General features: G+C 35.1%; 27 protein-coding genes, 1 pseudogene and 1 riboswitch. Of the genes and pseudogenes, 8 read left to right on the forward strand and 20 right to left on the reverse strand.

The features are described from left to right. From BAU28_RS15275 to phaZ, 7 genes and pseudogenes are all read right to left on the reverse strand, one after another. Window positions 1-351, reverse strand: a 351-nt coding sequence (locus BAU28_RS15275) for a helix-turn-helix domain-containing protein (RefSeq protein WP_165615167.1), incomplete at its 3' end; no start/stop codon positions are given. Window positions 352-955: 604 nt separating this feature from the next. After that, complete coding sequence (locus BAU28_RS15280; protein WP_083594742.1) at window positions 956-1,687, reverse strand: M15 family metallopeptidase; 732 nt, start codon at window positions 1,685-1,687, stop codon at window positions 956-958. A gap of 48 nt (window positions 1,688-1,735) precedes the next feature. Continuing rightward, complete coding sequence (locus BAU28_RS15285) at window positions 1,736-2,971, reverse strand: CapA family protein (protein ID WP_071719016.1); 1,236 nt, start codon at window positions 2,969-2,971, stop codon at window positions 1,736-1,738. Between the two features lie 302 nt (window positions 2,972-3,273). Continuing rightward, window positions 3,274-3,514 (reverse strand): annotated as a pseudogene (locus BAU28_RS30925) (hypothetical protein); the annotation flags it as partial. Window positions 3,515-3,692: 178 nt separating this feature from the next. Beyond that, the gene (locus tag BAU28_RS15295; protein WP_000166302.1) at window positions 3,693-3,893 is read right to left on the reverse strand and encodes an NETI motif-containing protein; all 201 of its coding nucleotides are present in this window, start codon (window positions 3,891-3,893) and stop codon (window positions 3,693-3,695) included. Then, window positions 3,877-5,073, reverse strand: a complete 1,197-nt coding sequence (locus BAU28_RS15300; protein ID WP_025148639.1) for an MFS transporter — start codon at window positions 5,071-5,073, stop codon at window positions 3,877-3,879. Before BAU28_RS15300 ends, BAU28_RS15295 begins: the two co-directional genes overlap by 17 nt. A 108-nt stretch (window positions 5,074-5,181) precedes the next feature. Then, window positions 5,182-6,081, reverse strand: coding sequence for an intracellular short-chain-length polyhydroxyalkanoate depolymerase (phaZ, locus tag BAU28_RS15305; RefSeq protein WP_071719018.1), 900 nt, complete (start codon window positions 6,079-6,081; stop codon window positions 5,182-5,184). Window positions 6,082-6,269: 188 nt separating this feature from the next. On the opposite strand from phaZ, the gene BAU28_RS15310 reads away from it, so the two are divergent. The 5 genes from BAU28_RS15310 (at window position 6,270) to BAU28_RS15330 (ending at window position 10,225) form a co-directional block, all read left to right on the forward strand. Then, window positions 6,270-6,689: a MarR family winged helix-turn-helix transcriptional regulator gene (locus tag BAU28_RS15310; protein ID WP_002172648.1), complete on the forward strand. Its 420-nt coding sequence runs from the start codon at window positions 6,270-6,272 to the stop codon at window positions 6,687-6,689. A 15-nt stretch (window positions 6,690-6,704) separates the two neighbouring features. Beyond that, window positions 6,705-7,904 carry an MFS transporter gene (locus BAU28_RS15315; protein WP_071719019.1) on the forward strand — a complete coding sequence of 400 codons (1,200 nt, stop codon included), beginning with the start codon at window positions 6,705-6,707 and terminating at the stop codon, window positions 7,902-7,904. A 99-nt stretch (window positions 7,905-8,003) separates the two neighbouring features. Then, on the forward strand, window positions 8,004-9,263 hold the full coding sequence (locus tag BAU28_RS15320; RefSeq protein ID WP_071719020.1) for a serine hydrolase domain-containing protein: 1,260 nt from the start codon (window positions 8,004-8,006) through the stop codon (window positions 9,261-9,263). A gap of 174 nt (window positions 9,264-9,437) precedes the next feature. Next, window positions 9,438-9,809, forward strand: coding sequence for a cupredoxin domain-containing protein (locus BAU28_RS15325; protein WP_002172651.1), 372 nt, complete (start codon window positions 9,438-9,440; stop codon window positions 9,807-9,809). Window positions 9,810-10,120: 311 nt separating this feature from the next. Further along, window positions 10,121-10,225, forward strand: coding sequence for a YjcZ family sporulation protein (locus BAU28_RS15330; RefSeq protein WP_081806744.1), 105 nt, complete (start codon window positions 10,121-10,123; stop codon window positions 10,223-10,225). Window positions 10,226-10,513: 288 nt separating this feature from the next. Here BAU28_RS15330 and BAU28_RS15335 read toward each other — a convergent pair whose 3' ends face one another. Next, window positions 10,514-10,942: a helix-turn-helix domain-containing protein gene (locus tag BAU28_RS15335; protein WP_071719022.1), complete on the reverse strand. Its 429-nt coding sequence runs from the start codon at window positions 10,940-10,942 to the stop codon at window positions 10,514-10,516. A gap of 388 nt (window positions 10,943-11,330) precedes the next feature. Here BAU28_RS15335 and BAU28_RS15340 point away from each other — a divergent pair, with 388 nt between their 5' ends. Beyond that, complete coding sequence (locus BAU28_RS15340) at window positions 11,331-12,677, forward strand: short-chain fatty acid transporter (protein WP_048373104.1); 1,347 nt, start codon at window positions 11,331-11,333, stop codon at window positions 12,675-12,677. A gap of 52 nt (window positions 12,678-12,729) precedes the next feature. Here BAU28_RS15340 and BAU28_RS15345 read toward each other — a convergent pair whose 3' ends face one another. From BAU28_RS15345 to BAU28_RS15360, 4 genes are all read right to left on the reverse strand, one after another. After that, window positions 12,730-13,083: a group-specific protein gene (locus BAU28_RS15345; protein WP_071719023.1), complete on the reverse strand. Its 354-nt coding sequence runs from the start codon at window positions 13,081-13,083 to the stop codon at window positions 12,730-12,732. Further along, window positions 13,080-13,655 carry an NAD(P)H-dependent oxidoreductase gene (locus tag BAU28_RS15350; protein WP_071719024.1) on the reverse strand — a complete coding sequence of 192 codons (576 nt, stop codon included), beginning with the start codon at window positions 13,653-13,655 and terminating at the stop codon, window positions 13,080-13,082. The genes BAU28_RS15345 and BAU28_RS15350 overlap by 4 nt, the downstream gene beginning before the upstream one ends. 23 nt (window positions 13,656-13,678) lie before the next feature. Then, window positions 13,679-14,068, reverse strand: a complete 390-nt coding sequence (locus tag BAU28_RS15355; RefSeq protein ID WP_071719025.1) for an SWIM zinc finger family protein — start codon at window positions 14,066-14,068, stop codon at window positions 13,679-13,681. Between the two features lie 263 nt (window positions 14,069-14,331). Continuing rightward, window positions 14,332-14,652, reverse strand: coding sequence for a hypothetical protein (locus BAU28_RS15360; protein WP_002172659.1), 321 nt, complete (start codon window positions 14,650-14,652; stop codon window positions 14,332-14,334). A gap of 40 nt (window positions 14,653-14,692) precedes the next feature. Then, a riboswitch (SAM riboswitch) is annotated at window positions 14,693-14,791 on the reverse strand. A 112-nt stretch (window positions 14,792-14,903) separates the two neighbouring features. On the opposite strand from BAU28_RS15360, the gene BAU28_RS15365 reads away from it, so the two are divergent. Then, window positions 14,904-15,095, forward strand: coding sequence for a hypothetical protein (locus BAU28_RS15365; protein ID WP_002172660.1), 192 nt, complete (start codon window positions 14,904-14,906; stop codon window positions 15,093-15,095). 31 nt (window positions 15,096-15,126) lie between these two features. On the opposite strand, the gene BAU28_RS15370 is transcribed toward BAU28_RS15365, so the two are convergent. The 7 genes from BAU28_RS15370 to rraA form a co-directional block, all read right to left on the reverse strand. Beyond that, window positions 15,127-15,849: a YwiC-like family protein gene (locus BAU28_RS15370; RefSeq protein ID WP_002172661.1), complete on the reverse strand. Its 723-nt coding sequence runs from the start codon at window positions 15,847-15,849 to the stop codon at window positions 15,127-15,129. Between the two features lie 272 nt (window positions 15,850-16,121). Next, the gene (locus BAU28_RS15375) at window positions 16,122-16,823 is read right to left on the reverse strand and encodes an ECF transporter S component (RefSeq protein WP_071719026.1); all 702 of its coding nucleotides are present in this window, start codon (window positions 16,821-16,823) and stop codon (window positions 16,122-16,124) included. After that, entirely contained in the window at window positions 16,796-18,457 is a 1,662-nt protein-coding gene (locus tag BAU28_RS15380; RefSeq protein WP_071719027.1) for an ABC transporter ATP-binding protein, read from the reverse strand. The genes BAU28_RS15375 and BAU28_RS15380 overlap by 28 nt, the downstream gene beginning before the upstream one ends. Next, window positions 18,430-19,308 (reverse strand): energy-coupling factor transporter transmembrane component T, encoded by an 879-nt coding sequence (locus tag BAU28_RS15385; protein WP_071719028.1) that lies wholly within the window; start codon window positions 19,306-19,308, stop codon window positions 18,430-18,432. The genes BAU28_RS15380 and BAU28_RS15385 overlap by 28 nt, the downstream gene beginning before the upstream one ends. A 23-nt stretch (window positions 19,309-19,331) precedes the next feature. Then, a complete protein-coding gene (locus BAU28_RS15390) occupies window positions 19,332-20,135 on the reverse strand; it encodes a DUF4430 domain-containing protein (protein WP_071719029.1) in 804 nt (267 codons plus the stop codon). Between the two features lie 56 nt (window positions 20,136-20,191). Further along, window positions 20,192-21,997: a DUF4430 domain-containing protein gene (locus tag BAU28_RS15395; RefSeq protein WP_071719030.1), complete on the reverse strand. Its 1,806-nt coding sequence runs from the start codon at window positions 21,995-21,997 to the stop codon at window positions 20,192-20,194. Window positions 21,998-22,357: 360 nt separating this feature from the next. After that, entirely contained in the window at window positions 22,358-22,840 is a 483-nt protein-coding gene (gene rraA / locus BAU28_RS15400; RefSeq protein ID WP_071719031.1) for a ribonuclease E activity regulator RraA, read from the reverse strand. A 221-nt stretch (window positions 22,841-23,061) separates the two neighbouring features. Here rraA and BAU28_RS15405 point away from each other — a divergent pair, with 221 nt between their 5' ends. Then, complete coding sequence (locus BAU28_RS15405; RefSeq protein WP_071719032.1) at window positions 23,062-24,495, forward strand: YfcC family protein; 1,434 nt, start codon at window positions 23,062-23,064, stop codon at window positions 24,493-24,495. A gap of 62 nt (window positions 24,496-24,557) precedes the next feature. Here BAU28_RS15405 and BAU28_RS15410 read toward each other — a convergent pair whose 3' ends face one another. Next, complete coding sequence (locus BAU28_RS15410; protein ID WP_071719033.1) at window positions 24,558-25,535, reverse strand: alpha/beta hydrolase family protein; 978 nt, start codon at window positions 25,533-25,535, stop codon at window positions 24,558-24,560. Window positions 25,536-25,555 lie beyond the last annotated feature (20 nt).

Below are 25,555 nucleotides of genomic sequence, written 5' to 3' on the forward strand. Positions count from 1 at the left end.
GTTTGTATGTTTCGTTGTATAGGATTGGACTTTATTGTTTTTCGATTTAAACCGAGGAGCTGTGTTTTGTTTTTTGAAGAATCTTGCATACGAGTCAGCAAGGTTGTGAAGAGAAGATTGAAGAGCGATACTGTCCACTTCTTTTAGCCATACAAATTCTTTTTTGAGAGTAGGTAATTGCGAAGAACAAGTGCCATAGGATAACCCTTTTCCTGTTTCTTTATATCTATCATTCCACTTTTCCAAAAAATAGTTAAATACAAAACGTGAACAACCAATTGTTTTCGTAATAACTATTTTTTGTTCTAAACTAGGATAGATCCGAAACTGATACGCTTTATGGGTAAGCACCGCTTTTCACCTCACTTCCTTTTTTTATTTGTTTACAATCTTTTTCATGATATGTATGAGAACGATATCATGATGTAGCAAAAAAATACTGATCACGTATCATTTCTTCTTTTTTGTCGAAAGTCCTCTGTCCCTTTCAAAAAAATATACAAATGAAAGAGCTTTTACAATGAAACAATTTCGTAGATGTAAAAATGCCTCGGAGCTGCAACATTTTCTTTCTATAGGAACGAACTGATTACGATACCAGTACCTTATACTGATTCTTCACCAAGAAGAACCTTTAGGCTTTTGCCTAACCGCCATTCAGCTCCCACCTACTCATTGGACCATGTCCTACCCATTCCTTGAGGTGGGAGTTTTCTGTCGGGAAATGATAAATTTAAGTTCTTGATACATACATCGCTTCACATGAGGTTGCTATTTACTAGTACACGATAACCCGGTTCATACGTGCTTAAATTATCATACGCAGTTTTTGCAATACTAGGAGGAAGGTTAACACATCCTCCAGATCCGCCTTTTCCGGTAGCAGTGCATAATTTATTTCCTTTGAGGAAGGGAATAATGTCCACTGGCTTTTTAATAAAATCAAATTGTATTTTTATTTGTCGGACTTAATTTTTTCGCAATATTCTTCTAAAGTTAATCCCTTTTCTTTTAGATACATAGCAACTTCTTTTCCTACATAACGATAGTGCCATGGCTCATACTTAATGCCAGTAATATCCTCTTTATCTTTTGGATAGCGGAGAATAAACCCATACTCTGCAGCATGCTTATCTAACCATTTGAATGCATCGGTAGTTTCAAATTTTGCATTTAAGTCTTCTACAGTATTCTGCCATTCAACTGAAATAATGTCTAACGCTAATCCAGTATGATGTTCACTTGCGCCAGGATACTGAAGATATTCCAATGCCTTAGCACTAGCCTCTGTATCCGACAAACCTTGAGATTTATAGCTTTTAACTGACGCATCATAATAAGTTTGTTGTAATTTTATAGCTCGATAACCTGACCTTAAATAAAGATTGATCCCCTCTTTTTTTGCAGCTGTTACCATATCCTGATAGCTAGTTGCAATTCTGCTATCTATTTTCATATTTGGCTTAGCATTTTGGGTGATACTTGTTAATTCAATCCCTAGTTCCTTTGATAACATTTGTTCTCTATTTACAAGAATAATTCTCCAATCATTAAGATCAGAAATAGGTAAAACATCTTTTTTATTCGCATTTATCTCAACTTTATTTTTATCGTTATGATTAGTAGTTTCCTGAGATGTTTGTTTTCCACTACAAGCAGCAAGGCTCCATCCCAATGCCAATACCAATGCTAAAATTATAAATTTTTTAATTGTATCTCATTCCCTTTTTGTTTATTAGTCTTTATACCAATTTCCCAACACATCTCTAGGAATATCCTTGAAATCCTTCAAAGAAACGGGGCCGACAAATTCTTTAATCCCATGATTTTTAGAATTTTCATCCGAATAATCTTTTAAAAATTGAATTTTAAAATGTTTCTTACCATCAGCATAGTCGGTTACTATCGGTACGACTGCCGCTTGTCGTATACCAAAAGTTTTATCTTCATACTTGACGAATTGTATATAAGATAGTCCTCCAACCAATGTTTCTAATTTTTCTTGAGCAGAAATAAGATTTCCAAGAGAATAATAGATTAGCGTTTGATGTCCATCTTTATTTTGTTTCCACTCAATTGGTTGAATTACATGTGGATGATTTCCAATTACTACATCTACACCTAAATCTGTTAAATATTGAGCAACTTCTTTTTGTTGCTTTGAAGGTGTAGAGGTATATTCAACTCCCCAATGCACCATAACAATCACCATATCAGAGCTATTCTTTGCCTTTTCCACATCATTTTGTATCGCTTTTTTATCAATTAAATTTAATGCCCAAGACTTATCAGCTGGAATTTTAATTCCATTCGTACCATATGTATAATTAAGTAGCGCAAAACGAATACCATTTTTTGTAATCGTTTTTATTTCATTACGTTCGTTTTGACTCTCATTAATGCCTACCGGGATAACATCCGGATATTTCTTCCAGTATTCTCTTGTATTCATAACACCTTTGATACCCATATCCATAACATGATTTGTCGCTTGAGTCACTATATTGAATCCAGTATCCACTAAAGATTGACCTACTTCTTCAGGTGTATTGAAAGTAGGATATCCCTGTACTTTTAGATTATTTCCTGCAATTGGAGTCTCCTGGTTCACTATAGCAAGATCACTTGATTGAACAGCACCTTTTATATTTTCATAAATATAGTGATAATCATATGAACCGTCTTTTTGTTTGCCATCTGTAATTACTGCGTCATGATATAAATTATCACCCGTTGCTATTAAATTCACAACCGATTTTACTTTTTTATCTTCAATAAAATTAGGAGACTGTTGAATAGGACTTTTATCTACCCAATTTGGCGCTTTTAATAATTTATCTGTATTTGATTGAGCCGGTGCTATTGAAGCTTTAGATGGCTTAACATCTGTATTACCGCAAGCGGTTAAAAGCACTAAAAAAATAAGACATAATAAAAAAAATTTTTCACTTCTCTGTAAATTATCTAACATGTGATCCTCTTTTCTGTTTTATTACTTATAACCAGTTCTAACAAATAACTTTTTAAAACAGCGTATTTTGGTTTTACACTTAATTATGGAAGGACACTCTGTTACATCTGCTTCGGAATATGCGGATAATCATTTTCCATTTTCTAACAATCTATCGATTCCATCAGAATTGATAGATTGCTAGAAAAACATTATCCACCAGGATGTCGACTAGATTCTAATCAGCATCCTCCAGATATTGAATTTGATATACCTGTTCCAATTGTAGTAGCTGGTTAATCTAAACAAGAGAGGAGAATAGTTCATATAGCCTCCTCTCTTGCTTTACTTTTGTGAGTGGCTCCAAAAAGAGGGAATCGTTGCCGTACCCCCTTATATATTGTGGAATCTTTGTAACTAATTTCTTTAAGTTGAGCGACAATCATTATACTGATAACAACAAGTAAGACCCAAGAACTTATTTTACCAATTTCCGAAAAAAGTAGCAATATTTTCTGCGATTCATATAAAGAAGCCAATTAGGAGAAATGAAAAAGGAAGTGGCGTTATCTCTATCGTACAATTGATAAAGATGTTAACGAGGCTAGAACAACCAATGTCTTTTCGTTCTTCCCAGAAAATGTCTTTTCCTTCACTGATCAATTGTAAAAAAACAAGCCATCCAACTCACAAAGAATTGGATGGCTTATTCAATACCAAAACAGAAAATCTGTAATTCGTATTACTTCAATTTCCCCTCAAAAACAATTTTTCTACCGCACGGTTCAACTTCTGTTTTCCCGTCTTTCTTCACTTCATGAAAGATTGGCTCTTCCATACGACGAGAAGGTGCATATCCTTCTTGTTCCATACGTGCTAAGCAATCTGTAATTGTTTCGTTTTCTAGTACTTCAAATTTTTTCTTATTAGGTTGTTTTGTCATGCCCTAACCTACTTTCTATTTTTCTTGATGCGAATTGATTTTTCATGTGAATAATATATAACAGTGCGAGAATTCCCATTATAATCATAACCGCAATAAAAAAGCTTGTATACTGTATTTTTTCTATAAATACGCCTCCTAATACAGGCCCCATAATACTTCCTATACTAAAGGCGATTCCGCATAATATATTACCTGCTGGTAGTAAGTGTCTCGGTAATAAATCGGTCATAAATCCAAGACCTAATGAGAAACATGATCCAATGACCATACCTGCTATAAGCATACATGCAAAGACAATCCAATAATATTGATCAAATACTGCTGCGAGTAAGAAAATGCCGGTGCTTATGCTAAATGTCCACGTTAAAATACGGTCTCTTCCGTATTTATCACTTAACATGCCGAGCGGAATTTGTGTAATAATGCCCCCAACTGCGAATGCTGGTAATAAGAAGGAAACATCTGATACAGACCATCCTTTACGAAGTGCGTATACTGGTAAGTTACTATTTAGCATCGCTTCAAGCACACCGTATGCGAGCGGACCGATTAATGCAATCCAAGCTAATCCAACGACTTGTTTATAACGAGAAAATGATGATTCACTTTCAGCTTTCGTTTCATCTTGTGCTGGAAATGCATTTTTCGTTGGTAGTAGTAAAAGCCATCCTATTAAGCAAAGTATAGTAGATACAATAAATGGTGTTGCTAGACCGTACTGAACAGTGCTTGCTAAATACGGGCCAACTGCAAAACCAATTCCGAAGAATACACCGTATATCGATACTTGCCTACCTATTTTACTCGGATCTGACGTTGTCGTAATCCAAGTTTGTGTTCCGACATGAAGCATATGATCTCCAACGCCAACTAGGAATCTAAGAATAAACCATACCCAAAATGAAAATGTTTGTGTAAAAAAGAATAATGAAATAATAACGAGAAAACCACCAATTACAATAATTGGTTTCATTCCAAACCTTTGCATCGGTTTTTCAAGAAACGGTGAAATAAATAATATCCCAATGTATAATGCCGTCGCATGAATACCATTAACGCTCGATCCGACTCCTTCTTGTTCGAATATCATGGCAATCGCAGGTAGTAACATTCCTTGTGATAAACCGGAAATTGCTACAATCCCAACCATAATCCAAAATGTAAATCGTATTGACATCCCTAACCTCTCCCTTTTCCAATTCACCACACTCATTATAAACGTTTTATTATATAATAAGAAAGAAGTTAGATATGTTTTATCTAACTTCTTTGCCATACCTATTTTTTAATTTTCCAACCAATTCTCCACATGTTGTATAAATACATCTAAACAATCAATAAACGGTGAATGTCCGCAATCTTCTAATATCGTCAATTTCGCGTTTGGCAAATGTTTTGCCAATTCCTCGCCAACTACTTGCGGGACAACATAATCGCGGTCACCTTGTATAACGAGTGTTGGAACTTGAATACGATGAATACGCCCATTTCCTTGTACAACACCATTCTGTTCATCTGAAATATTAAATGTAACTAACGAATAATTTACATCAACGAAATTGCGCTGCGTTAACATATCATCTAAATACTTTTCATAACGCTCTGATTCAGGTTGATTATGTGTATATATTAATAGATTCCATACTGTACGGTAATATACTTTATTCATATTTTTTATCGCATCTACAACTGGTATGATTTGTACTGGATCTTGCGCGATTTCTTCTTTCGTTTTTAATAAACTCGATACAATTGGTTGCCCATTAATATCTTTTTTAAAGATTGGATATCCTTTCATTCCTACCGATTCTACTAAAATTAGTTTTTCTACAAAAGTTGGGTGACTCGCTGTAAACTCCATCGCAACACCGCCGCCCATTGACCATCCCATTAATGAAAATGTCTCTAGCTTTAATTGATCTGTAAATAGTTTCACATCTTCTGCAAAGTCTTGTAATGAATCTATCGACTTATTATACGTTGATTGTCCAAATCCTCTTAAATCAATTGCGTAAATATGATATTGATCTTGAAGTTGCTCAATAACTAAATCCCAATGTTGTGACGATGTCATATTCCCATGAATGAGTACAAGTATTTCTTTATTTTGCCTTCCAACCTCTTGATATGCAATCGTTTCTCCATTCGATAATGAAACAAACTCCATCGTTGCAGGCTTAATCATCACAAGTCCCCCCATTCTTTTAATAGAAAGAAAATTATTTACTTATTTCAAGGATACCATGTAGAATGTATGTTCTCAATATAAAATCTATACGAAATTTTTACATAAAACAACATGTCTATTACTAGACAATTATTATAAAAAAGTATATAGTTAGCTAGGTAACTAATTTGAAAGGATCAAACTACATGGACGAAAAACAACATTTTTTTCACATTGTCAGTCAAACTTCTCGTAAATTTACGAAGAAATTTAATGAACGTGTATCTCCAACTGGATTATTTAGTGCACAATGGGCTGTTATTTTCCGCATTAATCAAACTGGATCTTGTACCCAAACAGAATTATGCCAGTATTTAAATGTTGAATCCCCAACGATGACTCGCACGTTAACACGTATGGAAACGATGGGCTGGATTATTCGTACAGAAGGAAAAGATCGCCGTGAGAAGCTCATTTCCTTATCGGAAACAGCAATAGAAATGATCCCAGTATGGCAAGAAGAAGTTGATGCCTTTGAAGAAAAAACGCTAGAAGGTATTAAAGAAGAAGACTTACATCAAGCATTTCAATTGTTACAACAAATTATCAAAAATTTAGATCATTAATATGGAGGGATGACGATGCAAAGTGAGAGACTTTGGACGAAGGATTTCCTCGGAACTTGTTTTAGTAGTCTGTTTCTCTTTTTAACGTTTTACATGCTTATGACTACTCTGCCTGTCTATGTTATAGACGGCCTAAAAGGAAAACCTGAGGAAATTGGCTTAGTCGCAACTGTTTTCCTTATTTCATCTGTTTTATGCAGACCATTCACAGGAAAATGGCTTGATGATTTAGGACGAAAGAAAATACTATTTATTTCTCTTTCATTATTTTTAGCCGCTACTGTTATGTATTTCGGAGCGCAAAGTTTATTTTTATTACTTGCCCTTCGCTTCTTACATGGTATTGGCTTCGGAATGGCAACGACAGCAACTGGAACCATTGTAACTGATGTTGCACCCGCTCATAGACGCGGTGAAGCACTTGCTTATTACGGCGTATTCATGAGTCTGCCGATGGTAATTGGTCCTTTTTTAGGTTTAACAATTATTTCTCATTTTTCATTTACTGCACTATTTATTGTTTGTTCGGTATTTTCATTACTCGCATTTTTATTAGGATTAGTAGTAAATATTCCACATGAAAAACCAGTAAGTAAACACAAACGCGAAAAAATGAAATGGAAAGACTTAATTGAACCATCCTCTATTCCGATTGCTCTGACAGGATTTGTTTTAGCCTTTTCTTATAGTGGTATTTTATCCTTTATTCCTATTTATGCGAAAGAGCTCGGTTTAGGAGAAGTTGCTAGTTACTTCTTTATTTTATACGCACTTGTTGTTGTAATTTCTCGTCCATTCACAGGAAAAATCTTTGATCGTTTCGGTGAAAATGTACTTATTTATCCAGCTATTATTATTTTCACAATTGGAATGTTCATTTTAAGCCAAGCGCAAACTTCATTTTGGTTCCTTGGCGCAGGTATGTTAATCGGTTTAGGTTACGGAACATTAATTCCAAGTTTCCAAACGATTGCAATTTCTGCCGCTCCAAACCATCGACGTGGTTCTGCGACAGCTACTTACTTCTCGTTCTTTGATAGTGGTATCGGCTTGGGTTCTTTCATTTTAGGTATAGTCGCTGCCAAATCAAGTTATCATAATATGTATTTTATCGCAGCTATTATCGTTGCGTTCACTTTACTTCTTTATTATGGATTACACGGACGAAAACAAAAATTCAAAAAGCAACGTACAGACGGACAAATATCCGCGTAACGTTAATAAGGAAAGTAAACTTCCCCGTTTACTTTCCTTATTTTGTATTTCTTTCAAGACGAGCGTATACTTATAATAGAAACAAAAGGAGGTACATACATGAATATAAAGAAATCTCCCCTGCTATTATTGCTATTAGTATTACTATTCGTAGTTACAGGGCTTGGGTTTACTTTCTTCAAACATAATAAAACGACTCCAACTAAAGATAATGTCACGAAAGAAAACTGGTTAAATGACCCTTACTTACGTTGGTCGTATACACATATGAAAGAATTCACTTTAATTAATGAAGTAAAAAACAATCCTGACCAAATTGCTCACTTCCCTACTGCGTTACAAAACTTAGACAATTTTGCAGTTGAACGCGGATTTGGAAATACGATCCCTCTAAAGAAGCTTTTAGACGAAAATAAATCAGATGCTTTTGTCGTTGTACATAATGGACAACTTGTTTATGAACGATATTTCAATGGTTATAACGGGAGCGAACCTCATGGAATGGCATCGTTAGCAAAGATGTTTACTGGTGCAATCATACAATCTCTCGCTGAAGAAAATCGTATTGATGTAGAGAAAACGGCTGATACTTACATAAAAGAATTAAAAAATACACCGTTCGGCAAAGCAACACTTCAGCAATTAATGGATATGCAAGTTTCTGTAGAATACCCTACGCACGGATATGTACAGCCTGGACTAGAAAATCAAGATGCACAACTATATTTAGCTAGTAATATTTTACCCCGAGGTAAAAACTACAACGGTCCTATGAAAATTTATGATATGTTACTAGAAGCAGAAGAAACCGCACCGCCTGGTTCAGCTTTTTCTTACAATAACGGATCAACAGAAACACTCGCTTGGATTATTCGAACAATCACTGGTAAATCGTTAGCTGAAAATGTAAGCGAACGAATTTGGTCTCAAATAGGTATGGAAGAAAACGCTTATTACGTTACAGATGAAACAAAAGTAGAACAAGCAAGCGCTGGTTTAAATGCAACTGCTAGAGATATGGCCAAGTTCGGTCAACTACTATTAAATAACGGTCAATATAACGGCAAACAAATCATCCCTTCTTCTATAACAGAAAGTTTGAAAAATGTACAAGAAGGTGAACTCGCAATTGACCGTGGTGCTTCTATTTCTTATCATAATCAGTGGTGGATTCCCCACAATGAACAAGGTGCTTTCGAAGTGTTAGGCAGTTACGGACAAACACTTTACATCGACCCGAAAGCAAATATGGTGATCGTCCACTTCTCTTCTAATGCTACGCCAAGTAATGAAATACATTCGATTTATTCAAATATGTATGTTGATATCGCAAATCATTTAGAGAAGCTTTCACAATAGTGGAAGCTTTCTTCTTATTGGAGTGTTTTATTTACACCAATCCTATTCCAGTTATCATTTCGTTATTAGGAGATGCTGAAAGAATTACTATTCGAAACACGCCAACCCCCCATTAATATTGATAATATTTTATAAATTTGAAAACACTAGTACTTAGGAAAGGAGGGATTGCGAATGTCTGTGAAAAAGAAATTAACTGTATTGATCATTTCACTTGCGATGATTGTAGTTATGACTACTTTAGGATCACTCCGTTTATTTGCCGAATCCGACGTTGTAACACAGCCTATTGAGGTCGAATTGAATGATGATTACTTTAATCCGAATGTCATCACTGTTCCGGTTGGAAAGACGACAACTTTACTATTGAAAAACAAAGGAAATAGAGATCACACCTTTACGGTGAAAAAGCTCGGAATCGACGCCGAAGTCCCGTCAGGAAAAGAAAAAACCATTACCATAAAACCTGAAACTCCCGGTACATATGAACTAATCTGTCGGTTCCACTACCTGAAAGGAATGGATGGAAAAGTAATAGTCAAATAACAAGCAGTACCAATTGATCCTCTCTTTTTAATAAAGTGAAACTTAGATTAGCGGAAAAAGTCAAAGAAAAGTAATAAATAATTCATCGTCCATACTTATAAAACCAACAACTGATACAAAAGCAATTCAACAGGATCAAAAGAAAAATGTTTAATTAAAAAAGTCAGGGGAAGACACTCATATACGAGTGTCTTTTCTTTATTTTCAAAAGGACCTGCTCAATTAACGCGTAAAAACATAAAGTAAAGTGAATCCATTAAAAAACATGAGTGAACCCTAGTTTTCCCCTCTTATCTAAAGGAGGAACTATTATGGGATTTGGTGGTAGTTGTGGCTGCGGCTTTTCTGGAGGATTTGCTTTATTAGTTGTATTATTTATTTTATTAATCATAGTTGGAGCTGCTTGCTTCTGCTAAAAAAACTATCGGAAAAGACACCATATAAGGGTGTCTTTTCTTCATGGAGTGCTGACGCATCGCCATCAAGCTAAAAGAACGAGTTATCCCCAAACAATAAATACGAGTAAAATGCACAAACTTTTCGTTCTCTGGGTGATATGAGATTTTAACTTGATGGGCATGGGGTACAGCCGTCATTTCAAAGGTTTGCGTATCCAAAATTGTGATTAAGTATGAATTTACTAAAGCCGACAGCAATCAGATACTATTCATCTCCCCGATTGCTGTCGGCTTTAATTTTAAAGTTTAATTAAAAAATTTTTTCTTGTTATTTTTGATGTAGTTAACGACAATTACAAAGTAAATAACAGCTATGAGATTAATTATGCTTAATGTTAGACCTGATGGATTGGACCAAGGAAGTACAAAAAGCCAAAATACTACTAAAATTAAACTCAGTACATATAACCATTTGAATTGATCTGTCATTTTTAATTCACCCATTTTTCCTTCTTTGATGATTTTATCTTTCAAGAAATCATCTCCTTTAATTAATTCATCAATGCTAATATTGAATAAATCACTTAATGTAATAAGTGTTTCAATATTTGGATAACCTTTTTCAAGCTCCCATTTAGAAACTGATTGTCTACTTATGTTTAATTTAAGAGCCAGTTCTTCTTGGGATAAGTTATGCTTTAAGCGTTCTTCTTTTAGCTTTTTATAGAATTCCATGATTTCAACTCCTCTAATTTTATTTTTACTATAGATTATAAAAGTTCGTAAGAATCGAAAAGTAGAATGATGTAACCTACGAGTAGCAAATGTTTGAAACAGGTGGTTGCATTATGTTAAAGATGTTTATTATCTTCCGCAATCGAGCACTTTGGCGGAACAACAAATTTTGAGGTTCTTACAAAATTCTTTATTTGATGGGCATGTGGCTTTACCCTCCTTTGAAATACTTCAACGCAAAATGAAATAACGTTTCTACATAGAATATTGATCTATCAATAAATTACGACAATCATCTAAAACTTCTGAATTTTCTATATATATTAAAGGTTATTACTCAAACACCCTCGAATATTGTAATAAATATACATAAGGAGGTTGATTTATTTTGTTTCGTTCCTTTACAAATGGTTGCGTCGCCTTAGTGCAACGCTTCTTACCAGAACCGTTTATTTTATCCTGTTTATTGACGGTTTTCGTTATCTTCTTCGGCATGTTTGCAACACATCAAACACCAGTTGAAATGATTACTCACTGGGGTAATGGTATTTGGGGCTTACTTGCCTTTTCTATGCAAATGGCTCTTGTACTCGTGACAGGATCTGCTTTAGCAAACGCTCCTCTTATTAAAAAAGGATTAACGAAAGCGGCGAAACTACCCAAAACAAATGGCCAAGGTATTATTGCCATTTCTATTATTAGTTTACTAGGAGCATATATAAACTGGGGATTTGGCATTGTTGTATCTGTTTTATATGCAAAGGAAGTCGCAAGACAGTTAGACGGACTTGATTATAGACTAGCAATCGCTTCTTCTTACTCCGGATTTCTCATTTGGCATGCAGGTCTTTCTGCCTCTATCCCTCTTACGTTAGCAACTGGTGGCGAAACGTTAATCAAAACGACAGCTGGAAGTATTAAAGAAGCGATTCCAATAACAGAAACGTTATTCTCACCATACGCTCTCGTTCCAGTTATTATCTTTTTAATTACGATGCCTCTCATTAATAAAGCAATGCATCCAGATGAAAAACATACGATTACAGTAGATCCAAGTGTGTTTCATGAAGAAGCTGCTGCTCAAGAAGTAGAGCAAAACACATTCGCTGAAAAAATGGAGAATAGTATTGTCATTACACTTTGCATCGGATTATTAGGTCTTATTTATATTTTTAACTATTTTAGTACGAAAGGCTTTAACCTTACACTTGATATCGTTATTTTTATGTTATTAATTGCGGGACTTATTTTCCACCGTACTCCGATTCAATATATTCGTGCTTTTTCTGACTCAACAAAAAGCGCTTCTGGTATTTTACTTCAGTTTCCGTTCTACGCAGGAATTATGGGGATGATGATTGGAGTGAATAGTGAAGGTCTTTCACTTGGAGGAGCTATTTCTACTTTCTTTATTAGCATTTCAAATGAAAACACATTCCCGCTCTTTACATTTTTAAGTGCTGGAATTGTTAATATTTTCGTTCCATCTGGAGGCGGTCAATGGGCAGTGCAAGCGCCAATCATGATTCCAGCTGGCGCTGAGCTTGGTGTACCCGCTGCAAAAACAGCGATGGCAATCGCATGGGGCGATGCTTGGACGAATTTAATTCAACCTTTCTGGGCGTTACCAGCATTGGCGATAGCTGGTTTAGGAGCTCGTGATATTATGGGATTTTGTGTTGTTAATTTACTTTATGCCGGCGTAATTATAAGCCTATGTTTCCTTTTCATTTAAATAATTAATTACTCGAAAAGCTAGTTTTATACTAGCTTTTTTATATGATAAATTATTCGCTTTCTATACAATTTATTATCTTTCTCCACACTATCTCTGTATGATTTAACACTTCATATGCAAACAAATCTTCGCACACTTTTTCAAGCATATGAGGATTGTCCTTTAAGAAATTCCACTGCAACACTTTAGGAAGAAAATATTTCTCATATTCTTTACTTCCCCTTATCACCTCATCAACTTCTCTTTCACAAATCCCTCTTATTAAAAAATCATTTCTTACTTGCAGCTGAATTTGTTTAAACGTTTCGCTGCATTTCTTCAATTGAACTAAACACTTAATATACGTACGAAAAAGTTCGTCCTCATAATTACAACACTTTATAATACGATCGATTTCATTCATAATTTACGAGCCTCTCCTTCTATTTGTAACAGCCATCTTTCACGCTTCGTTACTTTACTCGTTTTCACAGATTGAAAAACAGAACGCTTTATATTACGAATGCCACAAAAGCGTAAAACTCCTCTTTTCATCATAATCCAATCCGCTGATCGATATAATAGTGCCACGTACCATAACGGTGAGTCTAACGTGTTAATAACCCACGCCTTCTTTCCTTTAAATAAACCTTTCGGTAATGCCCCCTCATATTTATAAGCAAATCCAGCTACAAAAATACGATTGATAAATCCTTTTAAAATAGCAGGCATGCCCCACCACCATATCGGATATATGAATAGAAGCGTATCGGCCTTCTGCACTAATTCCCTATATCGCTTCGTCTCTTCTTCATGTAGTAAATCACGTCTTTTCTTCTCCTCATTAAATACAAGTACTGGATCGAATTGTTCCTTAAATAAATCGAGTAGTGTAACAGAATGATTTGTTTCTTGCAGTCCTTTTTGAACATGCTCCAAAATCGATGCATTAAAACTTGAAGGACTAGGGTGAGCGTATATAATTAATACATTCACTACAAAGTAACTCCCTTCTACAGTTAAATCTTCCCTTTCTTTAACATCTTCTCTACAATTTGCACATTTTTCGAACTTTGTAATAAACGATTTAACACTGTTAGTAACTCTTCTTTTTCTAAACCTGTTAGTTGTTCTTTAACTGTACTCTCACCAGCACCTTGAATTTCATAAACAACCGCTGCCATATGCTTGCAATAATTTTCATAAGGACACTCGCAGCTACTTTCTGTAAAATCTTCAAGATCAATAATCACTTCATAATTCCCTGCATTTCCAGTAACGAAAGCAAATACTTTCTTGTCGTGTATTTCAACATCTTCTACATGTCCTTCTTCATAATATTCATAGCCTCTATCTATAATGTACTTTGGAATCCATTTCGTTATATCTTTTAATAAATAAGCATACATAACAGCACCTCTTCCTTTAATTCCCTTTTGACTTCCAAAACCCTGCGTGTTATTCTAATTACTGTCAAGTAGCAAGTCTACGTGACAAAACAACTGACACCTATTCGGCGAAGGTGTCTATTTTTATTTGTAGCCGATATGAAGTGCCTCTTTCAGGTACATTCAATTTTTGACACTACACACTCAACACCATTCCCTTGTATCAGGCTGCTTTAGCAGTCTTTTACTCTACATACTTCGTTATTTCAAGAAAAAAAGAGAGCTTAGCTCCCTTTTCTCGCTTTATAAAATACCCCTTTTTCAGCATAGAGATATTCATCAGAAGCTAAAGTAATTTTCCCATCCAGTTTCAGTTCATCTAATAGCCTTGATAAATAAAATTGATGTAACATTTTTTTCGTGAATTTTCCTTCATGATGCGAAACGATATGTTCTTGAATATCTAACAATGATATTGGCTTATCTTGCTCTATCATATATTCATAAACTGCATTACGCAGTTTTACGTATTTTTCGAGTGTCACAGTACTTCGCAACCCCTTTCTTCTTATTATGTATTTTCGTAATCGGTTTTTTTGCAACAAAAAAACCTCTCCGATAAGAAGAAGTTACGTATATATCTTCGTCTTATCTCCCAGAACAAATATGTTCTGCTGGAATTAGCACCTGCATCGCGGTTGCTGGGTTTCATCGGGCCAGTCCCTCCACCTCTCTGGATAAGAAAATATTCACTTTGAATTTAACTATACGTATCTTTATTGTAATTGTCAAATAAATTATATTTTCTTCTTTATTGTTCATACTACAAACAGATGTACAAAAGGAGGTTACTACGTTGCAAAAGAACGCCCGTGGATACGTACAAGATTCATTTCATTCGTTACAAGAAGCGAAGCATTGTTTAGAAGATGCATTACAAACTGTTGAAAAAGAAAGTAATCGCGCACGTATTGAACAATCCCTTTATGCTGTAGAAGAAGCATTACAAAGATGTGATTATACTGTTCATATTTTAGAACAAGAATGAAAACTTCCCATCAAAAGATGGGAAGTTTTTTTCAAATGGCATACTTCATCATTATTGCCGTTATTATTAAAAAATATACAGAATTAACAATTTCCAAAATCCCTACTTTTAATATAGAAATCTTTTTACCATACAACATAATTGCTCGAATGACACTTGGTACGAATATGAGAGAACACCATGGATTTATAGCAAATACGATTACCGTTAATACAATATGATATCCCCAAGATATATAACGATACTTCGGATTATTTTTTTCACGAATCATTGTTTTCACGTAAAACGTGCTTCCTAAAAAATATAAGAATGAAATAAGCGCAATGAATACTGCTGTTCTATCAATAAATTTCATTGAGAAATAATAACTGATTAAGCCACCTATACAAAACACAACAATCGCGCAAATGTCATTTAGTAATGCTCTTTCATTTTTTTGACGAGCGTAATACATGTTTACAATAAACAAAGGAATCAGTAATACTACGAATAAAAGAATTCGCCATTCATATAATAAAGAAATCATCCCAAATACGAATGCGCAAATAAAATATACAATTGCAGCGTGTAGAAACTCTTTTTTTCTTCTTTGCTTTATGTACATGAGAAATGGATACGTAGCTAAATAGATAAAAAACCAAGCTAAAAACAATGGAATATGATAAAAAGTAGGTTTGCCAAGTAATACACTTAATAGAAATGGAATGACAAGCATCGCCCATGCTCCATGCTGCTTCGGAATAACTAACTTCATTAAATATACACCTCCCTTTTGAAAATAATTCTCACCTATTATTATACAAATAACTTCATATAAAAACGAAGATATATTAAATCTATTCTTTGACACTTTTACAATAAAGTGAAACTTTAATCAGTGGGGGTTTTGTTCGTTCCCCACTGATTATTAGCCCGCACCAATCGGGCGTTTACGGGATAAAAAAATGCTTCTTACAATTTGTAAGAAGCATGAAAGAGGCAAACGAATATGTAAGTCGCGACCCTACCTTATATGAGTATGCTTTTCTATGTCACCTTATGCTCATCTAATATACCATATTTATTTTTAAATCTTGTGAGGATTGTAATCCATGAAGTACTGAATAACAGTAGGAAAATAACATTCGATATCGCATGACTAAGATCGAATGAAAAACTTGCGACATAGTAGGCAATAACCGTTTCCCACGTTGCTTCTCGTATAAAACCAAGAAGCCCCCAGAAATTCATAATCCATCCAAAAACGAATCCAACGACAAAGCCATATATGAGCCTTCCCCAAAGCTTTTTCATTAAAAATGTGTTGCGCAATAGTCCAGCTATAAATCCAATCATTCCCCACGAAAACATTTGCCACGGTGTCCACGGACCTTGTCCTAAAAAAATATTAGATACAATGGCCGCTGTTGCACCAATCATAAAGCCAGTTTCACTCCCAAAAACAATTGCAGAAACGATAATGACAAAGGAAGTCGGTTGTACACTCGGTAAAATCGAAAATGGCACTCGACTAACCGCTGCGATTGCTGCTAACACGGCAACGATAACAATTTCACGTGAAACAAACGCTTTCCGTTCAAAGCGGACATAGAAAGGTAACATAATGACAGCTAATAAAAACAAACTACTTACCATGTAATAGCCATCCATAATAAGAGTCGTAAAGAGTAGTGTACATATTACAACAGCAAAAATAAATATTATAAATGCGACATATCGTTTGGACACGCTTCGTACACATCCTCCCACGTTAATGCAAATGGCAACTTTTTTCGAATGAATCGATTAATAGATGTTGTATAAAAGAAATTGCCACTAAAGAACTCTTTCGGTGCATCATTCATAATGACTTTCCCATCAAATAACATCATACATTGATCTACATATTTTGCTGCAAATTCAATATCATGCGTTGCCATCACAATCGTTGTACCTTCTTTTTGCAACTGCTTAAATAGCTCTCCTACTCTTTCTTTCTTCCATGGATCCAGGCCTTTCGTTGGCTCATCAAGTAATAATAAAGTTGGCTTTGATAATAACGTTGTACATAATGCAAGTAGTTGTTGCTCTCCCCCGCTACAATCATGCGGATGCCGATCGATAAGCGAATCTAGCCAAAATTTCTTTAACATTTCTTCTGCTATTGCTTTTCCCTCTTCGCCATATAATTCACGAGCACGCTCATAAACCTCTTCCCACACTGTATCAAATGTGAAATGATAGTACGGATGTTGTGATACGTATCCTATACTTTTAAATCGTTCTTTCGAATCGATTTTATGTATCACTTTTCCACTCCACTTTACTTTCCCTCTTCTAACTTTTTGTAATCCTGCTAAAATCGTTAACAGTGTAGACTTCCCGGTACCATTTTTTCCGACGAGAGCTGTCCATTTTCCTTTTTCGATATTCACTGTCAAATCTCGCAAAATGATTGGACTATTTTTTTCATATTGAAAAGATATATGTTCTGCACTTAAAATTACTTCTTGCTTCTCACTTTGTTCCACTTGCTGATTCATATATGGTATCGCCATAAAATCATTCATTTTCATTTGTGCTTCTCGCACTGTAAACGGAATATCTTTCACATTCCACTCTAAGAACAATCTTGGAATTTGCGGAATGAATGGACGAAATTTTTCTACTTCCCACATTTTCGCTATCACACTTTTAGGCGTACCATCATAAATGATTCTTCCGTTATCCATACAAACGACACGAGTTGCTAGCGGCATCACTTCATCTAAACGATGTTCACTTAAAATAATCGTAATTCCAAGTTCTTCATTAATACGCTTTAACAATCCTAAAAACTCTTTCGCAGCAATCGGATCTAGTTGTGCTGTCGGTTCGTCCAGTAATAATAGCTTCGGCTGCATGACTAACACCGCAGCCAAATTTACTAGTTGTTTTTGCCCACCAGATAAAGTATGGACAGATTGGTGTAACAAATCTTGAAACCCTAAAAAACTAATGAGCTCCGCTATTCTTTTTTGAATAATATGTGATGGTAATCCGATATTTTCTAAAGAAAATGCTAGTTCTTGAATCACTGTATCCATTACGAGCTGATTTTCTGGATTTTGAAATACCATACCAATTTCTTGTGCAGATAATAAATCTGGTACATTTTCTAATAAAGCACCATCATAATATGTATGTCCAGAACGCGTGCCAATTGGAAGTAACTCCTTTTTGAAATGTTTTAATAAAGTTGTCTTCCCAGAACCTGAACCGCCAGCAAGTACGATAAATTCTCCTTTTTGAACAGAAAGAGAAATGTGCTGTAACGCTTCTTCATTTTCATCAGCATATACAAATGATAAATTCTTTATTTCTGCATGCGCCACCATATCCATTCCCTTCCTTCCATTACAAGCGGTAAGCTAATAAACATCATAAATAACAAAAACATAATTCCATCGTATTGCTGGAATAGTATTGATTCCACTTTCGGATAAATGATCAATTTGCCTCCGCCGTAATAACTACATATGAATGAAGTTATTATTAGAAAAACTAAATAACTCAACGTAGACCAGTCACGTCTTTCCATTCTATATCGAATATACGTCGTACGCTTCGTTACACCAAATCCGCGAGCTTGCATAGAATCAGCCGTTTGTAGTGCGTCTTCTAACGAACAAACTAACAATACTTGCAGTAACTTCATCCCATTTTTTATACGCTCAATGAGTGAACCTGAATCTAATTGTACACCTTTCGTTTTTTGAACGAGTGTAATTTTCTTTAATCGCCTAATAAATAAAGGAACAAATCGTACTGTAATCATCGTTAATAGTGCAACTTTCGGTGAAATTCTTGAAAACAAATATAAAAATTTATGACTTGAAATAATATCGTTATAAGATGCAAAAGTAAACATTACCGCAACTAATAATAATCCCATAACAAGTCCATACATACATGCTTCAAGCTTAATCCGGCTATCTCCTAAACGAAATAACGTAGTCGCTCCTCTATGTGTTAATAAAGAATTAAATAAAATTACCATTAAAAAGAATACAATAGTACTCGGCAGCATCTTTTTTATTTTCTCGCCATTCCCTTGTACTATATTTATGGTTACTATTAGTACAATCGCTCCAATTAAAAAAAGAGGATGAAGACACATCATACATAGTATCATCACCCCAATATAATAGAAAAAATTCACAAAAGGATGTAAAGAAGAAAAGCTTATTTTCATAGTCCTTTACCGAAGATCCTTTCCTATTTTAATACAAACACCCACTCAATTGTATCTCCTGGTTTTACTTTAACTACACCAGCACTATAGTTTGGAAAAGCACCGTTCACACGATATTTCCACCCACTAGTAGCAGTAATATCTTTTTCGTATAAATCATTAATACCTTTTACATAAATACCGTCTTTAGAGCCCATTGCATCAACCTCTAGTCCTGTACTCTGTAGCACACTGTAAACTGTATCGCCTTCTTGTACATCAACCTTTTTCGCACCTAATAAGTATCCTTCATGACCCTTTACGGAGATAGTAACTTGTTTCGCTTGCGGCTCTGGTTTTGGCTCCGCCTTTGGTTCTGGTTTTGGTTGCGGTGGAGCCGGAACAGTTACCTGTTGTTGGCCTTTATTTGGATCTTCTTTTTGTTCTTGTTTTGGTGTTTCTTTCGGCTGATTAACAACCTTTGCTTCTTCTTTTACTTCTGGTGCTTTCGGTTGCTGCTTCTCTTCTTGTACTTTTTGTTGTTCTGGTTGTTTATTTGCAGCAGGTTGTTCTTTCGGTTTCTCTTCTTTCTTTATTTCAGGTTGTTCCTGCGCTTTTTCTTCTTTTTGTTCTTGCTTATCTTTCTGCTCTTCTTGTTGTTTTTGTTCCGGTTCAGTTTGTTTCTCTTCCGGTTTCGTATCATCTTTTTGTTTTTCTTGTTTCGCTACTTCTTTTTGCTCTTCTTGCTTTGGTTCTGCCTTCTTTTCAGGCTTTACAGCTGTTTGTTCACATCCGGCTAATAATCCCAAAGAAAGAAATAAAGAAATGAACCATTTCATCTTACTCATGCTGCCCCTCACCTTTCATAATAAAATTAGGAGCAAATAATTGCTCCTAATTTTTGTTAAGCTGCTTTACGTCTCCATAATACATATGCAGAAGCAATACATAATACACCCATACCTACTTCTGTAGCTGCACTATGAGAAGATGCTCCTGTTTTTGGTAATTGATTTTTATTCTTGTTTGTTTCTTTATTAACTCGTTCGTTATCTACAACAACTTTCAAATTTTCATCTTTTGGTTGTTTTTGTAACTCTTCTTGTTGTTTCGGCTGTTCTACAACTTCTTTTTCTTCTACAGTTGTTTCTGGTTCTACAATTGGTTTCGTATCGATTTCATTACCTGATACATTTGACAAATCATAAATCGATTTCCCAAGATCTTTAAACTGAAGTAAAGCTAAAAATGCTTGCTCTGTAGCCATTCCGCTACCTTTTTGATCTTTTGGTAACCATTTGAACTCACCATTTGGAAGCTGGTATGACATTAAATTTTGTACTGCTTTATTAAGACGAGTGTGATCTACATCTTTAACTAGCGATAGTCCAATAATTGTTTGTGCAGTACTATTAGAATTCTCTTGTCCATCAGCGGCAAAGCCACCATTGTCTAACTGCTGCTTGTATAAGTAATCAACAGCTTTTTGAATAACTGGCTTAACATCTTGTTGTTCTTGGTAAGGAGCTAATGCTGATAAAACCATACCTGTTACATCAATGTTACTAGCACTTTCTTTATTACTTGAACTATCATACGTCCAGCCGCCATCTGTATGTTGCGCCTGTAAAAGTGCTTGTAATAATGCAACTCGATTCCATTTCGCATCAACTGGAACCTCATATTTCTTTGTATCAAATGCGAGTAAAGCAAATGCGTATCCTGTAACAGAATCCACTTTATCTGATTCAAACAAATTTTGTACTAAGTTTTGTCCCTCTATCTTTGTAGGATCTACATTCATTGCATTCATCATGATAATCGTTCTAGCTAAATCTGTTGCTGAAAAACGATTTAAACGCTTCTTAACCTTTTCGGCTACTGGCTTAACATAGTTTACTTTCGTTTCAACCGGAATGTTTACACCTGAACGAGCAAGCCCAATCGCTACCCAATCACTACCAATTCCATCTTGTAACATCTTTTCTGACGTTTTAGAAATTGCTTCGTTTAATTGTGCCGCTGGAATTTGAATATTCTCTTGCTTTGGTTGTTCTTTTGTTTTATCATTTGTTTGCGTTCCATCTGTCGGTTTACCATTTTCGCCTTCTGGTTTTGTTTCGCCTGTTGGTTTACCATTTTCGCCTTCTGGCTTTGTTTCGCCTGTCGGTTTACCATTTTCACCTTCTGGTTTTGTTTCGCCTGTCGGTTTACCATTTTCGCCTTCTGGTTTTGTTTCGCCGTTAGGTTCTTCCGTTTTACAAGTTCCGAACTTATCTAACGTTTCTTTCAATGTTTCTTGACTCATATTGCTCCAGTCTGAAACGTAACGAAATGCAACAACATCCCCAGATTCTAATTTATAACTATCCGCACCAACTTCTGCAGATTTATCATTTACATCATACATCCAGCCGCTCGTTGCTCCAGCCATTAATCCATCAATGCCCTTTACATACGTTCCAAATGACATACTTTCAGATGTAACTTTGTCCCCCATTACTTTTTGGAGCAAACTAAGAGCTGTTTCTCCATCTTCAATGGAAACTTCTTTCGGACATAACATAATTCCTTTTTGTGATTCACCAACAATTACAAGTTTCGCTGTTTTTCCTTCAGCAAACGCAATATGTACGGAATTCGTAAAAGAAACAAATACAAGTGCGACTGCCATTAATGATGTAAGCAGCCATTTCTTTAACATTGCCATCCTCAATTATTCCTCCCTTTACTAACATTCACACAAAAAAAGGCCCTTCAAGGGCGTGCGATTGACACTCTTTTTTTGTAAGTGTCGAACAAAAAGCGCACAACACCTCCTATCCGCATGATTCGCGGCTATATTTGTATAGGAACAATAATTTCGTTTATGAACGCACCATTGTGATAACATTCACTTTTCTAGGCAAAATTTACTTCCATTTCAAGTTATCGTAAAACGATAAACCTATACATTCTGTAAATTATAAATTTCTGTATTATTTTACTATTGACAAAGGATTTTGTCCATGTTTTATTAGATTTATTTCCCTATAAAACTATCTTATTAGGCTTTAATTAATAGAACTCACTACTTACTATGTAAGCTCTTTTCACTAACAATAATTCCATCTTCATCCACATAAACATATTCATTCGGTTTCCATTCAACTTTTCCAAATTGCAATGGAATATTTTTTTCTCCTTTTCCTTCTTTTATACTTCTATTTGGCATCGTCCCTAATGCTAAAATACCGATATTAATATTTTTCAGCTCTCTAGAATCACGAACATAACCATTCACAATAATTCCTGCTAAATTTCTTTCTTCCGCAATAGCCGCTAAATTATCACCGAGTAGCGCGCAATTTGTAGAGCCCTCACCATCAACAACTAATACTGTTCCTTCTGGTATTGTTTGTAATCCTTCTTTTACTAGTACATTATCATCCTTCACTTTTACTGTTGCAATTTTTCCATAGAATTGCTCTTTCTTCCCATAAGACTGAAAAGACTGGCGACATATTTGTAATTCATTTTCAAATTCATCACATAGATCAGTAGTTTTCCACATCTCTTTCCCTCTTTTCCTATTTCTTTTTATATTACATATTCTTGGATTTTTTTCGTTTCCCTGTCTAATGTTGTAATAATTTGTATATGAAGTAAAAGCCAAATAAGAAAAAAAGTAGTTTTAAAAACTATTGCTTTAAGGAGAAAGCTTTATTATAATCTATCACACGTAAGAAAATTCAGAATATTAAAACTTAACCATGTGAAAGAAGGAGGGATTTCATGCAACTACAAACCGAGACGAAAAAACAGCCTAGTCAATCAAGATTTAAAATGCCTGATGCATATGTTCTATTATTTTTTATCGCTTTACTTTGTGCAATTGCAACTTATTTTGTTCCTGCTGGAGAATTCAAAAGAGTTACAAAAGGCGCCATTACCACAACGATACCAGGAAGCTATCATTCTGTTCCGCAATCTCCTGTAGGGTTTGTTTCCTTTTTTACTGCCATTGAAAAAGGAATGACACTTGCTGCCCCAATTATCTTTTTAATTTTATTCACCGGTGGCGCAATTGCTATTCTCGAAAAAACAGGTGCTCTTGATGGCTTAATCTATCATGTTATTAACAAATTTCGTAATCAGCAACTACTTTTCATTTGCATTGTCGCAGCACTCTTTTCCATTCTTGGCACAACTGGCATTATCGTTAACTCAGTTATCGGTTTCATCCCCATCGGGATCATCGTTGCACGCACGTTAAAATGGGACGCTATCGTCGGTGTAGCAATCATCTATTTAGGCACTTATGCTGGTTTTAATGCTACTTTATTATCTCCCTCACCTTTAGGCATTTCACAAAAAATCGCAGAACTTCCGATGTTTTCTGGAATTGGTTTGCGTGTCGCAATCTATATATCTTTTTTAATTGCTACGATTTTGTATATACATTTTTATGTCAAACGTTTAAAGAAACCGAATAAAGGCAGTATCCTCGGAAACAACTGGTTTCCAAGCAACGGACTTTCAAATAATAATGAAGAAACAAATAAAACAGATGTCTCTTGGACAATTCGCCATAAATTAATATTACTAGTTACGTCATTATCTTTAATTGCATTTTTAATAGGGGCTTTTCGTCTACATTGGTCGGATTCACAAATGACTGCCACATTTATTTTTATAGCAATTGCAGCTGGGCTCATTGGTGGTATGAAAGCAAATGATATCGCCTCTACGTTTCTAGCAGGATGTCAAAAACTCATATATGGTGCTTTGATCGTCGGAATGGCTCGTTGTATTTCAGTCATTTTAGAACAAGGAAAACTACTTGATACAATCGTTAACCAACTAGCACATTTTCTTGAAGGACAAAGTCCTATATTCGGCGTTATGGGAATGTATATCGGAAGCGCCGCACTACACTTCCTTATTTCATCAGGAACAGGAGAATCTGTTATTTTCATTCCTATTTTAGCGCCTCTAGCAGACTTAATGCATATTACACGCCAAGTGACTGTAGAAGCGGTTATGCTTGGAGAAGGCGTAGTAAACTGCTTAAATCCAACTTCTGGCGTTTTAATGGGCGTACTCGCAGCAAGTGGCATTTCTTACGGGAAATGGATTCGTTTTATGGCTCCCCTTGCACTCATTTGGTTTATAATTGGACTTATTTTTCTTATTGTTGGCGTGAATATTGAGTGGGGACCTTATTAAATAATAAAACATATGAAGCTATCACTATTCAAAAGTGATAGTTTCATATGTTTTTATAACTGTTAGACCTCATGTAATGTGAACTCTTTATTGTTAACAAAATGCGCATCCATCCAATTCACAACAATTTCTTGCAACTGTGGATGAAGTGGCTTAGCTGCTCCTTCCGCATAAATCTTTTTAAATTCCAACGCTTTAAAATCACCTTCAAAATATTTTAAGGTATGATCCATATTTTTTATTACATGTACTTCAGAATCACCCTTAACATAATTACCAATTCGCTTCGCTTTTTCGGGATCTGTCTGAAAGTCTTTATCACCAGCAATTGCTAATACTGGACACGTTACTTTCATTAAATCTTTATAAATGTCATGCTGAAAATGCTCTCTAAGCCATTTTGCATTCATTGGCTTAAATCCAATTTTAACAATATCTTTTTTGCAGTTAATCATTTTCTCTGTTACTTTTTGTGCCTGCTTTTCTCCTCGTTTCTCAATATTGAGAAGACGCATTAACTTTCCTTTTATTCCTTTCTGCTCTTTTAACTCCTTATAAATAATCTCTCTTTGTCTTTTAGTAGCTTCTTCTAACGATTCCGCAGCTCCCGTAAGTAATATAAGCCCATTAACTGGTGTTTTTGCATTGACTACCGTCGCTAACATACATCCTTCACTATGACCAGCTAAAATGATTTTTTCCGAATCTACAAAAGGTTGCTCTTTCAAATACGCAATAACAGCTTCTATATCGGATACTAAATCCCACATCCCAGCTTTCATAAATTCACCCTCACTTGCTCCAACACCACGTTTATCAAAACGTAATGTAACTACTCCGAGGTTCGAAATTAAATGTGCCAAATCTTTATACATATTCACTTTCATATTCAGTGGCACTATTGTTCCATCGCGATCAACTTCGCCAGATCCAGCGATAATTAACACAGCGGGATATTTCCCAACACTTCTTGGCTTTGTAATTGTAGCTTGTAACGTTACACCGTTATTTATGACTACTTCATATTCCTCAAAACTCATATTTTCATCCCCTTCTATTT

This window comes from Bacillus paramycoides (assembly GCF_001884235.1).
Lineage (GTDB): Bacteria > Bacillota > Bacilli > Bacillales > Bacillaceae_G > Bacillus_A > Bacillus_A paramycoides.

What these genes read in the sequence shown, in the direction of transcription:
- BAU28_RS15285 (WP_071719016.1), bottom strand. Translation starts at nt 2,971, where the DNA reads ATGTTAGATAATTTACAGAGAAGTGAAAAATTTTTTTTATTATGTCTT.
- BAU28_RS15295 (WP_000166302.1), bottom strand. Translation starts at nt 3,893, where the DNA reads ATGACAAAACAACCTAATAAGAAAAAATTTGAAGTACTAGAAAACGAA.
- BAU28_RS15300 (WP_025148639.1), bottom strand. Translation starts at nt 5,073, where the DNA reads ATGTCAATACGATTTACATTTTGGATTATGGTTGGGATTGTAGCAATT.
- phaZ (WP_071719018.1), bottom strand. Translation starts at nt 6,081, where the DNA reads ATGATTAAGCCTGCAACGATGGAGTTTGTTTCATTATCGAATGGAGAA.
- BAU28_RS15310 (WP_002172648.1), top strand. Translation starts at nt 6,270, where the DNA reads ATGGACGAAAAACAACATTTTTTTCACATTGTCAGTCAAACTTCTCGT.
- BAU28_RS15315 (WP_071719019.1), top strand. Translation starts at nt 6,705, where the DNA reads ATGCAAAGTGAGAGACTTTGGACGAAGGATTTCCTCGGAACTTGTTTT.
- BAU28_RS15320 (WP_071719020.1), top strand. Translation starts at nt 8,004, where the DNA reads ATGAATATAAAGAAATCTCCCCTGCTATTATTGCTATTAGTATTACTA.
- BAU28_RS15325 (WP_002172651.1), top strand. Translation starts at nt 9,438, where the DNA reads ATGTCTGTGAAAAAGAAATTAACTGTATTGATCATTTCACTTGCGATG.
- BAU28_RS15330 (WP_081806744.1), top strand. Translation starts at nt 10,121, where the DNA reads ATGGGATTTGGTGGTAGTTGTGGCTGCGGCTTTTCTGGAGGATTTGCT.
- BAU28_RS15335 (WP_071719022.1), bottom strand. Translation starts at nt 10,942, where the DNA reads ATGGAATTCTATAAAAAGCTAAAAGAAGAACGCTTAAAGCATAACTTA.
- BAU28_RS15345 (WP_071719023.1), bottom strand. Translation starts at nt 13,083, where the DNA reads ATGAATGAAATCGATCGTATTATAAAGTGTTGTAATTATGAGGACGAA.
- BAU28_RS15355 (WP_071719025.1), bottom strand. Translation starts at nt 14,068, where the DNA reads ATGTATGCTTATTTATTAAAAGATATAACGAAATGGATTCCAAAGTAC.
- BAU28_RS15370 (WP_002172661.1), bottom strand. Translation starts at nt 15,849, where the DNA reads ATGAAGTTAGTTATTCCGAAGCAGCATGGAGCATGGGCGATGCTTGTC.
- BAU28_RS15380 (WP_071719027.1), bottom strand. Translation starts at nt 18,457, where the DNA reads ATGGATATGGTGGCGCATGCAGAAATAAAGAATTTATCATTTGTATAT.
- BAU28_RS15385 (WP_071719028.1), bottom strand. Translation starts at nt 19,308, where the DNA reads ATGAAAATAAGCTTTTCTTCTTTACATCCTTTTGTGAATTTTTTCTAT.
- BAU28_RS15390 (WP_071719029.1), bottom strand. Translation starts at nt 20,135, where the DNA reads ATGAGTAAGATGAAATGGTTCATTTCTTTATTTCTTTCTTTGGGATTA.
- BAU28_RS15395 (WP_071719030.1), bottom strand. Translation starts at nt 21,997, where the DNA reads ATGGCAATGTTAAAGAAATGGCTGCTTACATCATTAATGGCAGTCGCA.
- rraA (WP_071719031.1), bottom strand. Translation starts at nt 22,840, where the DNA reads ATGTGGAAAACTACTGATCTATGTGATGAATTTGAAAATGAATTACAA.
- BAU28_RS15405 (WP_071719032.1), top strand. Translation starts at nt 23,062, where the DNA reads ATGCAACTACAAACCGAGACGAAAAAACAGCCTAGTCAATCAAGATTT.
- BAU28_RS15410 (WP_071719033.1), bottom strand. Translation starts at nt 25,535, where the DNA reads ATGAGTTTTGAGGAATATGAAGTAGTCATAAATAACGGTGTAACGTTA.